Source organism: Polyangiaceae bacterium (assembly GCA_020633205.1).
Lineage (GTDB): Bacteria > Myxococcota_A > Polyangia > Polyangiales > Polyangiaceae > JAHBVY01.
On record JACKEB010000018.1, the window covers coordinates 149,202 to 161,540 of the forward strand.

Genomic DNA, 12,339 nt, shown 5'->3' on the forward strand with positions numbered 1-12,339 from the left:
GACGGGGCACGCCGCCTCACGCCAGCGTACCCCCTCCCCCCCGAACTCAAATCAGTCTTCTTCGCCAGCGTCAGCGCGGCGCGCCTGGGCTTCCTTCAGGCGTTCACCGATGATGCGACGTAGCGCGGGCAGGTCGTAGCGGCTCGGGCGGTCGCCTTCTTCCAGGTGGGCCACTTCTTGCGCGATTGAATCCGCGTGGAAGCGAGGTCGCTCGGGGATCTTGAGTGCATCGCCCAGCTTCGCGAGAGCTTCGGTCTCCGCGTCCGCGACCACACCATCGAGTCGCGTCATCCAGGACGCCACGGCATAGACGAACAGGCGATCTTCCTTGTTGAGATTTCCGCGATCGATCACCCCGATGTCCACCGGGTTCTTCGTGGCCTCTTCGATCTCCGCAATTTCGTCTAGATCCAGGCCCTCTTCGATGGCGGTACGCACGATGGCGTCCGCCTCCTCACCATCGAGTTGCCCGTCGGCCCACCCGATGGCGGCCAAGGCGATGAATACGTCGCGTCCCAATCGCGGCTTCTCGTCCATGCTCAACTCCTAGCTAGCCCTCGTCCGAGCAGCGACCAAATCGCGCTCGATCTTGGCTGAAACCCTACACCGCCTGGGGGACCTTTGGGTATCTCATCTTGCTGCGGCAGCAGCATTTGCGAAAAGCCCGCAGTGCCGCCTTGCTGCTCATGTCGCCGCCTTGCTGCTCATGTCGCCGCCTTGCTGCTCATGTCGCCGCCGTGTCGCCGCATGTCGCCGCAGGTGGCTAGGGCTAGCTGCGTAGTCGAGCGACCAGGTCTGCGTCCTCCAAGAGCTCTGCCAGACGCTCGGCGCGCTCCAGCAGTTTTTGAGCATGGGCGGTGCTTGCCGCAGACTCCGCCTCGATCCTCGCTTGTAGCTTGAGCGCCATCACACGAAAGCGCACGAGCCCGCCGTCACCCGCGTGTTGCTCTGCGAGCCGCGCGAGACCGAGCGCCTTGGTATGCCAGCCCAGACGCCACGCGCAGTACGCCAGGCCGTTGCATTTCCGGAAGGCAACGAATGGCATGAACGGTTCGTCTGGGATCGACTCAAAGAGGCGTCGCGCCTCCGCAATCGCCTCCGCAGGTTGGGGATGGGGGGAGGTGAGGTGATAGGCCCGCTGGGAGATCCAGCGCGCGTGATACGACAGGCGGTCATCTTCGCTCAGCCAAGCATCACCGAGCAGCGCGCCCGCTTCGTCCAGCGTGGACGCAGCACCGCGGCGGTCTCCCATATCCGTTTGAAGCTTCGCCCTCACCAACATCAGCTCGAGCAAGCACGCTTCACCCGCCAGCGCTGCGGTGCCTTCAGCCATTTCCAAGCGGGCCAGCGCCGAAGTCAGCTCACCCATGCGCAGCATCACCGACGCAAACCCGATGTGAATCCACGCCGCGATGCGCGTCTCGGAGACCGGCGGCTTGTCCCAAGAGCTGAGCTGTTGCCAGCGCACGCTGGTGGGCAGATCCGCGAACCGGCTGTGGTATTGCCCCATCCAGCGAGCCCAGTGCTCGAGGGCGGCGGGGATGCCAAAGTAGCGTGTCAACCAGCGCCCGTATTGGCCGCCAGGGCGATGCTCCCTTTTGGCCAGGCGGCGTAGCCCCTTTTCGACCGCTCCAATATCCGTGGGGATATTGTCCTCGTCGCGCCCGCGGCGCAACAACTCGTCGCTCAAGTTGGTCCACCCGCCCAGGTCTTGGACCCACGCGAGGACTACGCTCTCCCAGCTGAGTCCAAGGGGCGGGCGAGGGTCAGCGTGTCCGGAATCGTGTCCTGGCATGGAGGGGTTCGCTGGAGTGTAATCCAGTCATGACTTACGTGTGTGTGGATGTAGAAGCCGACGGGCCGATCCCTGGCGACTACTCGATGATTTGCTTTGGCGCGGTGGTGGTTCGACCGGGCTTGAAGGACACTTTCTACGGGCGAATGTGCCCGATTTCGGAGTGGTGGAAGCCCGAGGCCCTGAAGGTCTCCGGCTTCTCGCGGGAGGAGACGCTGGCGTTTCCACAGCCAGCGGCCGTGATGGAGGAGTTCGCCGCATGGCTCGACAGCATCTCCCGCGGCAGGGTGCTCTTCGTGTCGGACAACAACGGCTTCGACTGGTCGTTCATCAACTGGTACTTCCACCACTTTTTGGGGACCAATCCCTTCGGGTTCAGCTCCCAGAACTTGGGCTCCCTGTACAAGGGCCTGGTGCGCGACACGTTTCAGAACTTCAAGCACCTGCGTAGGACGCGCCATTCGCACCACCCCGTGGATGACGCGCGCGGAAACGCCGAAGCATTGCTGGAGATGGCGCGCATGGGGTTGAAGATCCGCTTGGGCTAGTCTGCGCGCTTCAGACGCACACACCCCACTACGGGCTCGCACACCTCAAAAAGACCACAGTCGTGATACTGCGACAGGTGAGCTCCAACCAACGAATGCGTCCGACGTTGGCGATTTGGATGGCAACGCTACGAAGGCTCGCGCCAAGGAGGGAATGGAATGCAAGACGCGGTCGACACGGCTTACGAACCCCGGGGGGGGCTAGTGAGGGTCAGTCGTGATGGCAGCTGGTTCGTCACTGCAGAGGGGGAAACCGTCTCGTTGGTACACCGCCGCAACCTACGCTTGCTGCTGCAAGCGATGATCTTGCGGCGGGCGGAGCGACCGGGAGAGGCGATGAGTGTCGACGAGGTGTTCGCTCACGGTTGGCCGGGAGAGCGCGTGGCCGTTGGGGCACAGAATCGCGTCTACGTTGCCCTGAGTACGCTGCGGAAGTTGGGGCTGCGGGGAGTCATCGAGCGCTCCCGTGAGGGGTATCTGATCCGGCCCGGTGCGTCCTTGGCGATTGAGGGCAGCTAGCGATTCCGTTTTACCTTCCGTCGTCCTCGCGTGTCGAAAGACAGCAGCGCAGTTTTGCGCCGCTTGGCTTGCGACAGGTAGTGGATGATCCGTTTAGAACGACTTGGCGTGGTGAGCGCGTGTCTCGCGCTCATCGCTTGTGATTCTGGAGGTTCGACGTCCTTCGGCGGCGCAGGAGCGCTTACCTTGCTGCAACACTCCCTGGAGACACGTGGAGCGCCCGAAGGGTAAAAGGCGGCGTTCAACTTTCTCGCGCCGCAGTGCAGAGAAGCATCTTGCGAGGCCGCTACAAGTAGGCGAGCGCGCCCGAGGGGAGCGCAACGCTCAGGCACCACAGCCAAGCGCGACCCGCGCTGTGACTGCGCCAGACCCAACACAGCGCGCCGACCCAAAGCACGAGCAGCGCCAAGAAACCTATGGAGAACCGGGTCTCCAACGCAAAGGGGAGGCGACGAGCAAGGGCAACGCTTGCGAAGAACGCTCCTGGTAGCGTGCCGACGAGCGCCGCAGCCACGTGCGCGGTGCCGAGCAGCTTCGCTCGGCGACTCATGGGCCTGCGACCGTTACGAGCATGAGGGCGGTCACGGCGGAGAGATAGGCGCTCCCCCAGAGCGCTCGCGGGAATAAGGGTCGAAGCGTTACGACCAGTGTGCCGCTCAAGCAGCACGCCACGCCGCACACCAAGGAAGCGATGAGTGTGCCCAGCTGTTGCCGCGCGGCGACGAACGCCAACGCCAACAGCAGGAACGCCAACCAGCGCAGGCCTCGCTTGCCCTTCGCCCCCAGTCGTCGCTTGAACAACGGGAGCTCCCCCCGATGGGCAGCGTGGAGGGAGGCGACCGCCGCGTACGTGCCCAAAATGCCAGCAACCTCAGACATTTTCTGCCTCCGTCGCCAACGGACTTACCGTGTGGGAAACTTCGCTTGCTCGCGTCTCCCTCTGCGCTCGATACAGCGCAGCGGCGAGTGCGCACAGGGCCGTACCCGCCGCGAGTAGACCGCTGTCCACAGCGACCACCGCAGCAGAGGACCGAGCACCGAACAAGCCCGCGGAGGAGATCCCGAGCGCGGCGACCGGAGTTAGCGCGCTGGCGACCCCGGCCAGTGCGAGCTGCCGCCACCACAGCCGCTGCAGCTCCCGAGCAACCAGCGCCCAGATCACACACACGAGCAAGCTGATGAAGAAGCTGGCCTCCTCCCACTTGCCGCGACCGCTGAGACTCAGTGGAAGCAAGCGGCTCGACAAGAACATCGCCCCGAGCGCGACCCACGTGCCCGCACCGATGCCTAGCGTGAGTCTACGCAACGCGCGGTTGCCGCGGCTCGACTCGCGCTTCTCTCGCCGTGAGAGCCAGACCCAGTTCCCTGTGAGGAAGGCGCCGCAACTGGCGAGCGCTAGCGCAAAGTACAGGAACTTGAGCGGGAGACCGCCGAACTCAGCGTAGTGGAGCGTTTGCACCCAACCCCGCGTCGCACCGGCGCTGCCTTGAGAGCTCGGCATCTGACTCGCGATGACTTCGCCGTTGGTTGAGTCGACCCGCAGCATGCCGTGAGCTTTTGGCGGACCGTCTACGTGCCCCCAAACATCGAAGTAGCCCCCAACGTGGCCGATACGGTGCAGTCGCACCACTTCAGGCTTGAGCTCTGGAGCGTGTCGCTTGCTTTCCTCGAGGACACCCGCGATCGAAGTTCGCTTGGTCGGGGCACCAGCGGGACCACTGGGATCGGGTTCGACACCCAACGCGACGCGCTGGGCCTGCTGCGGATCTCCAGCAAACACGGGGCCAACGAAGCCTTGAACCAACAGCGGTCCCAACACCAACAGCGCGCCCGTGTAGCCAAATACCAGCTGAAACGGTAGCCCCATCACCCCGAGGACCTTGTGTAGGTCGGACCAGAATACCCTCGGCTTAGTATCCGGGCGGAATTGGTGAAACTGGCGGACGACGTCCTTCAGGTGGATCAAGAAGCCGCTCACCAGGCTGACGAGCAACGCGACCCCGAGTACACCCGCAACGTAGTAAAGCCAGCGCCCCACCGCCTCGTGCCAAAGGAAGTGGATCAGATACAGGAACTCGGCTACCCGGCTGCGCTGAGCGACCAGCTCTCCTGTCTTGGGTTGGATGAAGTAGCTGTGCCACTTTCCAGATGCGTCCTGATAGCTGATCTGTGCGGCTTCGTGAGGTCCTGGTGGGGCGAACCAGAGTTCATCGGGCGCGTCTTTCAGCTGCGCCTCCGCGCGCGAAAGGCTCCACTCGGCATCGGGCGAAGGGTGGTTGAACGCCGTGCCTTGCAGCTGCGCCAACGGTTCCTGCCATGTCTCGAGCTCGTGGTGGAACAGCGTCAGCGCACCTGCGATGAACATCACGTAGAGCACGAGCGACGCGACCACGCCGCTCCAGGTGTGGAGCTCGAAGTAGCGCAGGTATGCGTGCTTGGTGAGCTTGGCCACCGCCGTTACTTGCTCAGGTCGAAGAGACCGTAGAAGTAGCCGTCCATGGTGAAGCGCTTCGTGGCGGTGTTCGCGACCGGATCGACTTCGAAGACCTCAGACGTGCCGCCGTCGGGGCTCTCGCCGGAGTACAGGCGACCTTGGAAGGGCACCGCGCCGAAGCCGATGGCCGCGAACGGAGCGCCTTGAACCTCCTTCGCCACCGGAGGGTCACCCAGCTCGATGCGCCACTCCTTGTGGGCGGGAACGCTCCAAAAGCCGAAGTCGATCGGCTCCACACCATCAGGCAGCTCGTCTGGGTAGAACATCTTGGCGAACGCGACGCCGCTGGCATCGTCGAGACCTTCCAGCTCCGAGATCGACTGCAGCCCTCCCGTCAGCGACGGGATGGTGTAAAAATAGTCAGCATCAAAGTCGGTTTGCCCTGGGGAAATTCTCAGGATGCAGTTGTCCGGCGCACTGGTACCGGCTGCGTTCGCAAACATCTGGATCGAGTAGTTGCGTCCGTCACCCATCACGTATCCGTAGCCCGCCTGATCGAATACGATGCGGCCACCGCTCGCGCAGCGGTCGTCTTCGGCGACAGCGACGACCTTGCCCTGCTTCGGGTCGACGATGGTCAATGAGACCGTCGGTCGAATCTTGCCTTCGTCCCAGTTCGCCCAGCGGCCAGGGATGTACACCAAGCCGTTGTGAGCGGTCGTCGTCCACACCTCGAGGTCCAGACCTGGCTGTACCAGGTGCCCAAGATCCACCTCGCCAGTGATCTCGAGGGTCGTTGGGTTCCAGATCACCGCGATGGCCTGTCCGCTGAGGACCGAGACCGCGGTGGACTCGTCGACGTACGCGTTCCCGTAGTCGATGGCCGACGCTCCCTGATTGAGCAGGCTGAGGCGACCCGACTCGCGAATCACTCCCTCACTGTCTGCGGTGTAACGGATCCAAGTGGGCTCTTCCGCCAGTCCTACGAAGAGCGAGCCACCACCAGCCATGACGACCCCGTTTCCGGGCATCTCGATGGCGCGCTCGTTGGTGATGTGGCCCTCGAGCTCTGAGATGGTCTGGACGTAGGTGTTGCGATTGCCGTCTGCGTCGATCACGACTGACGCCAGCGCGTAGCTGCTGGCTCCGCCGCTGGAGGAAACGTCATCGCTTCCACAGCTCAGGACCAACAGTGAGGAGAGAGCCACTAGGGGGATCACGGACAAATGACGGCGCACGGACGACTCCTTCGGTGGCCACACCACCGGCTCAGGAAAACGATAATCATTTCCAGTTGCCCGGGACGTTTGGGGGTGAGGGCACCCAAATCTCCCAAGCAAACGCGTCGCTAGCCTAGCTGGATAAAATGAAAATGAAAATCATTTTCATTTTGGAGGGCTCACTGGTAGAGGCAGCGTCTGCTGGGACCCTCCCCGCGCCGTCCCTCGCGGCGCCGCTTCGAAAAGGTCTGGATATGCGAACCTCGCTTCGTGCTGACATTTCTGTATGGATTTTATCGGCGATCCGCACTCGCTGACCGCAAGGAACCTTTCCGCGTGCGCCACATAACCCGCTTCCGTGCGCTTGGCTTGCTGAGCGCCCTTCTCCTCGCGGCTCCCGCCTTCGCCGCTGAAGGCGAGGTCGACGAACCTCCGGGTAAGAGCGCCACGCTCACTCCTCCCCGGCTGCTCAAGACCATCGACGTTCCGTACCCTGCGGAAGCAATTCGGCTCGAGATTGCAGGAGACGTCGTGCTGCGACTGATCCTTGACGAGCGTGGCCACGTCGAGGGGGCGGAGGTGGTTTCGGGGCCAGGCCACGGTCTCGACGAAGCCGCGCGCACTGCGGCCCTGAGCTTCGAGTTCGCTCCCGCCGAACGAGACGGAAAGCCCATCCGCGCGATCATCGAGTACACGCACTCCTTCGCCTTGCCCGACCCCGCGCCCGTGCCTCCGACGCCCGCAAAGGACGGAGAGCCTCCAAGTGACCGAGCGAAGGCGCCGGCGGCGAAATCCGTGCAACCGCCCGCTGTTGAGCCGCCGAGGACCGAGGAGGAAGTCAGCGAAGTCCGCGTGAGTGGCGTGCGCGAGAGTCAACGTCTGCGAGATTCATCGGATGCCGTGAAGGTGGTTGAAGTCTCGCGAGCGAAGCAGCGCACTTCGGACCTTGGCGAAGTCCTGGCACGCACTGAGGGCGTTGCGGTGCGTCGCCAGGGTGGGCTCGGCAGCAGTGTGCGCTTCTCCCTCAATGGGCTCTACGACGACCAAATCCGGCTCTTCTTGGACGGAGTGCCCCTCGAGCGCGCTGGGTATCCGTTCGGAATCGCGAACGTGCCGGTGAACCTGCTGGAGCGCGTTGAAATCTACCGAGGCGTCGTGCCTCTTCGGCTTGGTGCCGACGCGCTTGGCGGCGCGGTGAACCTGGTCACCGATCGTCGCCCGCGCACGCGATTCGGCGGAAGCTATCAGGTGGGGTCCTTCGGCACCTATCGGGGCACACTTTCCGGGCGCTACTACGAGCCGAGCAGCGGGATCGTCGCCGCCGCGTCCGCGTTCATGGACCTCGCGAAGAACGACTACGCGGTCGATGCGCAGGTGCCCGATGAGCGGGGACGTCTCAGGCTGCAGCGCGTTCGGCGCTTCCACGACGCGTACTCCGCTCGCGGGGCGATGGTCGAAGCGGGGGTAGCGGAGCGACGCTGGGCGAAGCTCCTCACGCTGCAGCTCTACGGGTCCAGCTACGACAAGGAGATCCAGCACAACGCGGTGATGAGCGTGCCTTATGGCGAGGTGAACTACGACCAGCGGGTGCGAGGCGCGACGTTGCGCTACGCCGTCGAGCCCACGAAGCAGCTAAGCCTCGAGGTACTGCTGAACTACGCCTACCAGGCTACCCACTTCGAAGACCGTGGGTCGTGGGTCTACGATTGGTTTGGCCGGCGGATCCGCGAGCGGCGTGTCGCGGGAGAAGTTGGGACTCAGCCCAGCGATCAACTGGAGTGGCAGCACGCCTGGTTCGCGCGCTTGTTGGCGGAAGTTGTCATCGCGAAAGGCCACACACTGCGCATTGGAACCTCTCCGAGTCTAGCGCTGCGGGAAGGGGACGAGCGCCTGCAAGCCGACCCAGCGGCGCGCGACCCACTCAACGCGGAGCGCACGCTGGTCGCGCTGGTGAGTGGCGTCGAATATCAGATCGACACGCTCGGGGATCGGCTCGAGAACGTAGTCTTCCTCAAGGATTATATTTACCATGCGGATACAATTGAGCCGCTGCCCGCGGGGCGCAGCGCCGAACGCCGCGCGGACGATCACTCGCTGGGTTTCGGGGATGCCCTGAGGTTTCGGATAGCTCCCTGGCTGATCGCAAAGGCGTCGTACGAATATGCCACCCGCCTCCCCAGACCGGACGAAGTCTTTGGGGATGGCGTGCTGGTGTTGCCGAACCTGGAGCTCGAACCCGAGCGGAGCCACAACGCGAACATCGGCCCGTCCATTGAACTCAAACGCTCAGCAGTCGGCGACGTCACGTTCGACCTGAACGGCTTCTTTCGCGAGAGTGACCGCCTAATCGTGCTGCTCGGCAACGATCGCTACTACACCCACGAGAACGTGTACAAGGCTCGGGCACTGGGGGTCGACGTGGGCGCGACCTGGACGGCTCCGCAGAAATGGATCCGCACGGATGTGACCGGGTCGTGGCTCGACCTGCGCAATGCATCTTCAGAAGGCACGTTCGGCGACTTCAAGGGGGACCGCATCCCGAATCGCCCCTACCTGTTCGCGAGCTGGGGTGTGACCTTCCGTGTCAAGGATCTGGTCGGCGCCAATGACACCCTCGAGCCGTTCTACGCCGGACGCTACACCCATGAGTTCTTTCGCGGCTGGGAGAGCATTGGGCTGCGTGAGTTCAAGCAGATCGTGCCTGCTCAGACGAGTCATGACTTCGGCGTGACCTTCACCGTGCGCACGAACCACTCGCGCTTCGTCTCGACGTTCGAAGTGAACAACGCCTTCGACGGTAAGCTCTTCGACTACTTCGGTGTCGAGCGGCCGGGTCGCGCGGTGTACCTCAAGTTGGGCGTTGATGCTTGGTAGGTGCGTGCTCTTCATAGAGCACTCACACGTGGGTGAGGCGCTGGGCGCGTCTCGTCGAGCACCCCGGGCGGAGCTCCCAAGCGCGAGTGGAAGCGTTGCCGCAGGGCAAAGCGATTGCTTCCTGCCGCTGTGTGGAGAGCTTCTTGCTGATGCCTTCGAGCAGATGCCTTGGAGCACGGCAGGTACAAGCGCCATCGGGTGGGGCTGATCGATGCTACCTCCGGGAACTGAGGTTCATAGCCAGTGCGACAGGGGTGTCAGGCACTCAGCCCGTCAAGGCGCTGGTTGGACCAGTCAGCTGCGGCGCCCCTCACCCCCAAAAAACCGGGAGAATCGTTGAAGGGCCGAGCGCGTGCTCCCTGAGTTTTCGAGGCGGCACGTGGCTTGAAGTGAGCCTGGCCATGCTTATGAGAAATGCGCTGCGAGGGCGCTCAGGCTGGCTTTGGGGAGTGATGCTGGGCGGGAGTCTCACGCTGCTTGGGGCGTGTTGCAGTCAGAACTCGGACTGCGCAGCGTGTGCCGAGGCCGAGTCAGGGAGCGAGCGTTCCAACGACGCCTCGGATGCGGGGAGTGACGCCGCGGACGCAACCACCAGCAGTGATTGCGAGCATTCGGCAGCGGGTAGCGCGGGGCGTTCAGGCGTCGACGGCGGCGGGGATGGCGGTGGAGATGGCGGCCAAGGCGGGGGAACGGGTGGCGCGGGTGCGGGACGAAGCGCGTTCGGCGCCGGCAGTACGTGAGATTGACTGAACTTTTTGGGCGTTTGGCCTTAGTATTGCGGCCGCAATGCGGGATCTTGGCCAGCTATCGATTCGTGGTTCTTTGCTTCGTTACTCTGGACAATCGGCCTCGCCTGCTGCCAAGCGCCGCCTGCCTTGGCTAGGGCTGCTGATCACGTTGACCTGTTTGCTGCTGAGCAGCATCGCCTGGGCAGGCCCGAAGGAGCGCGCAGAAGACCTGATGCGCGACGCGATGGATCAGGATTACCTGGCCACCAACTTCAAGGCTGCCGAGGCGAAGCTCACGACGGCGCTCAAGGTCTGCGAAGGCGACAAGTGTCCGAAGGACGTCGAGGCGCGCATTCACCATCACCTGGGCGTGGTGTACGCCGGCGGCATGAACCGCCACGCGGAAGCGGTCGAGCAGTTCAAGGAGATGCTCAAGCTCTCCCCGGACATGGCGCTCGACGGTAACTTCGTCACCGACACCGTGCAGAAGGCTTACGACGAGGCGATGGAGGCGGTTGGGCCGGCGCCGGTTACCGTCGACAAGGCCGTGGCGGTGCTCGAAGAGAAGCCGTGGGCAGAGCAGCTAGTGGGTACGCCGATCCCGGTCTACGTCACCATCCCCGAGGGCGTGAGCGCGAACAAGGTGGTGACTCGCTATCGCGCCCCTGGCGACAAGAACTGGAAAGAGATCACGCTGCGTATCACCGGCGAGGGCTACGGCGGCTACATCCCGTGTACAGCCGTGAGCAAAGCCGGCGAGGTGCTCTACTTCACGACCGCCTTCGACGAGAACCTGGACCGCGTCGCGAGCGCCGGTTCCGCGGCGGAGCCCCGGCGCGTGGTGCTCAAGCCGAGCATCGACGGGCGTCAGCCAGCGTTGCCCGGCACGACGCCGCCTGATGCTTGCCCCGGCCAAGTGGAGAACCGCTTGAGCTGTGAGAGCAACGATGATTGCCCTGGGGATCAAGCCTGCAAGGACTTGTACTGTGTCGCTGCTGAGGAGGCCTATGAGCCCACCGCCGACGACCTGGCGGTGAAGAACTGGTTCAGCCTGGCCTTCAGCCCCGACCTCTCCGTGGTGCAGTCGACCGACGACGCTTGTTCACCCAACGCCCAGAAGGACGGCACGCTAAGCTGCTTCTTCAGCAACGGGCAGTACCAAGGCGTTCCGGTTGAGGATGGCAAGTCCAACTCCCTGAAGGGCGGCGTGGGGTACGGCAGCATGCGCGTGATGGTCGGCTACGATCGCTTGATCGGGCAGCGCCTGCTGATTGGAGCGCGGCTGGGCTTCGCGTTCCTGGGTCACCCCGAGCGCGCTGACGGCAAGAAGTTCAACCCCTTCCACGGCGAGCTTCGCGTGACCTTCCACTTCGCGAACGAGCCGTTCACCCATGCGGGCGTCCGACCGTACGTCTTCGCGGGGGGAGGTTGGGCTGACTCGGTCGCTCGCATCACGACGCCGATTCAGAACACGGGCACCGACGGCCAGCCCGAGCCTCCTGTCAACGTGGACGCGTACCAGCTCGGAGGTGGGTACTTCGCCGGCGCGGGTTTGGGCATGCAGTACGCGGTCGACAAGAACCTGGGCATGAACATCGAGCTTGGAGTGCGTCAGATGTTCCCGGATAGCGCGACCGTGATTGCACCGAGCCTTGGTCTGGCGTACGGGCTGTAGAGCAATGGAGCTCTCCGCCGACGCCACGATCCCCTTCGACCGCGACCGAGTCTTTCGAGCATACCGCGACGATCTCTCAAAACTCACCGAGTTCCTGCCGAATATCCGGCGTATCGAGGTCGTAGAAAGAGCGGAAAAAGGCTCCATCTTGGAGATCCTCAACGTCTGGCACGGCGGAGGAGACATCCCCGGCGCCGCCCGGGTAGTGCTCAGCGAGAGCATGATGTCGTGGAAAGACTACGCCATCTGGAACGAGGAAGAGTACAGCTGCACCTGGCGCATCGAGACCAACTCGTTCACCGAGGCGGTGCGCTGCGAGGGCAAGAACTTCTTCGTGGAGACCGACGAGGGGACTCGGTTGGAAATCCGCGGGGAAATTGAGATCGACGCGAGCAAGATCTCCGGCGTACCCAAGCTCTTGCGCAGCAGCGTGAGCAAGACGGTCACTGAGTTCTTGTGCAAGAAGATCACCCCGAACCTGATCGAGGTGAGCTCCGGCCTGACGCGTTTCTTGCAGCGCCAGGATCGCGCCGAGGCGAGCTGATC

General features: G+C 63.6%; 12 protein-coding genes. 6 read left to right on the plus strand and 6 right to left on the minus strand.

Annotation, left to right across the window (positions count from 1 at the left end):
- Positions 1 to 51: 51 nt before the first annotated feature.
- Positions 52 to 537 carry a DUF533 domain-containing protein gene (locus H6718_28875; GenBank protein MCB9589462.1) on the minus strand — a complete coding sequence of 162 codons (486 nt, stop codon included), beginning with the start codon at positions 535 to 537 and terminating at the stop codon, positions 52 to 54.
- Between the two features lie 232 nt (positions 538 to 769).
- The gene (locus tag H6718_28880; GenBank protein MCB9589463.1) at positions 770 to 1,795 is read right to left on the minus strand and encodes a hypothetical protein; all 1,026 of its coding nucleotides are present in this window, start codon (positions 1,793 to 1,795) and stop codon (positions 770 to 772) included.
- A 29-nt stretch (positions 1,796 to 1,824) separates the two neighbouring features.
- Between H6718_28880 and H6718_28885 the strand changes: the two genes are divergently transcribed.
- Complete coding sequence (locus H6718_28885; GenBank protein MCB9589464.1) at positions 1,825 to 2,343, plus strand: exonuclease; 519 nt, start codon at positions 1,825 to 1,827, stop codon at positions 2,341 to 2,343.
- A gap of 159 nt (positions 2,344 to 2,502) precedes the next feature.
- Complete coding sequence (locus tag H6718_28890; GenBank protein MCB9589465.1) at positions 2,503 to 2,862, plus strand: hypothetical protein; 360 nt, start codon at positions 2,503 to 2,505, stop codon at positions 2,860 to 2,862.
- 286 nt (positions 2,863 to 3,148) lie between these two features.
- On the opposite strand, the gene H6718_28895 is transcribed toward H6718_28890, so the two are convergent.
- From H6718_28895 to H6718_28910, 4 genes are read right to left on the minus strand one after another with little or no spacing between them, the layout of a single operon-like run.
- Positions 3,149 to 3,412 (minus strand): hypothetical protein, encoded by a 264-nt coding sequence (locus H6718_28895; protein MCB9589466.1) that lies wholly within the window; start codon positions 3,410 to 3,412, stop codon positions 3,149 to 3,151.
- Positions 3,409 to 3,741, minus strand: a complete 333-nt coding sequence (locus H6718_28900; protein ID MCB9589467.1) for a hypothetical protein — start codon at positions 3,739 to 3,741, stop codon at positions 3,409 to 3,411. Before H6718_28900 ends, H6718_28895 begins: the two co-directional genes overlap by 4 nt.
- A complete protein-coding gene (locus H6718_28905; GenBank protein MCB9589468.1) occupies positions 3,734 to 5,314 on the minus strand; it encodes a PepSY domain-containing protein in 1,581 nt (526 codons plus the stop codon). The genes H6718_28900 and H6718_28905 overlap by 8 nt, the downstream gene beginning before the upstream one ends.
- Before the next feature lie 5 nt (positions 5,315 to 5,319).
- Positions 5,320 to 6,534, minus strand: coding sequence for a hypothetical protein (locus H6718_28910; protein MCB9589469.1), 1,215 nt, complete (start codon positions 6,532 to 6,534; stop codon positions 5,320 to 5,322).
- 252 nt (positions 6,535 to 6,786) lie between these two features.
- On the opposite strand from H6718_28910, the gene mxcH reads away from it, so the two are divergent.
- The 4 genes from mxcH (at position 6,787) to H6718_28930 (ending at position 12,337) form a co-directional block, all read left to right on the plus strand.
- Positions 6,787 to 9,390 carry a TonB-dependent siderophore myxochelin receptor MxcH gene (gene mxcH, locus H6718_28915; GenBank protein ID MCB9589470.1) on the plus strand — a complete coding sequence of 868 codons (2,604 nt, stop codon included), beginning with the start codon at positions 6,787 to 6,789 and terminating at the stop codon, positions 9,388 to 9,390.
- A 401-nt stretch (positions 9,391 to 9,791) separates the two neighbouring features.
- Positions 9,792 to 10,130, plus strand: coding sequence for a hypothetical protein (locus tag H6718_28920; protein MCB9589471.1), 339 nt, complete (start codon positions 9,792 to 9,794; stop codon positions 10,128 to 10,130).
- Positions 10,131 to 10,176: 46 nt separating this feature from the next.
- Entirely contained in the window at positions 10,177 to 11,793 is a 1,617-nt protein-coding gene (locus tag H6718_28925; GenBank protein MCB9589472.1) for a tetratricopeptide repeat protein, read from the plus strand.
- A 4-nt stretch (positions 11,794 to 11,797) separates the two neighbouring features.
- Positions 11,798 to 12,337 carry an SRPBCC family protein gene (locus tag H6718_28930; protein MCB9589473.1) on the plus strand — a complete coding sequence of 180 codons (540 nt, stop codon included), beginning with the start codon at positions 11,798 to 11,800 and terminating at the stop codon, positions 12,335 to 12,337.
- Positions 12,338 to 12,339 lie beyond the last annotated feature (2 nt).

Bases quoted from the DNA above. Each gene is read 5' to 3' on its own strand.
- H6718_28875 (MCB9589462.1), bottom strand. From the start codon at position 537: ATGGACGAGAAGCCGCGATTGGGACGCGACGTATTCATCGCCTTGGCC.
- H6718_28880 (MCB9589463.1), bottom strand. From the start codon at position 1,795: ATGCCAGGACACGATTCCGGACACGCTGACCCTCGCCCGCCCCTTGGA.
- H6718_28885 (MCB9589464.1), top strand. From the start codon at position 1,825: ATGACTTACGTGTGTGTGGATGTAGAAGCCGACGGGCCGATCCCTGGC.
- H6718_28890 (MCB9589465.1), top strand. From the start codon at position 2,503: ATGCAAGACGCGGTCGACACGGCTTACGAACCCCGGGGGGGGCTAGTG.
- H6718_28895 (MCB9589466.1), bottom strand. From the start codon at position 3,412: ATGAGTCGCCGAGCGAAGCTGCTCGGCACCGCGCACGTGGCTGCGGCG.
- H6718_28900 (MCB9589467.1), bottom strand. From the start codon at position 3,741: ATGTCTGAGGTTGCTGGCATTTTGGGCACGTACGCGGCGGTCGCCTCC.
- H6718_28920 (MCB9589471.1), top strand. From the start codon at position 9,792: ATGCTTATGAGAAATGCGCTGCGAGGGCGCTCAGGCTGGCTTTGGGGA.
- H6718_28925 (MCB9589472.1), top strand. From the start codon at position 10,177: ATGCGGGATCTTGGCCAGCTATCGATTCGTGGTTCTTTGCTTCGTTAC.
- H6718_28930 (MCB9589473.1), top strand. From the start codon at position 11,798: ATGGAGCTCTCCGCCGACGCCACGATCCCCTTCGACCGCGACCGAGTC.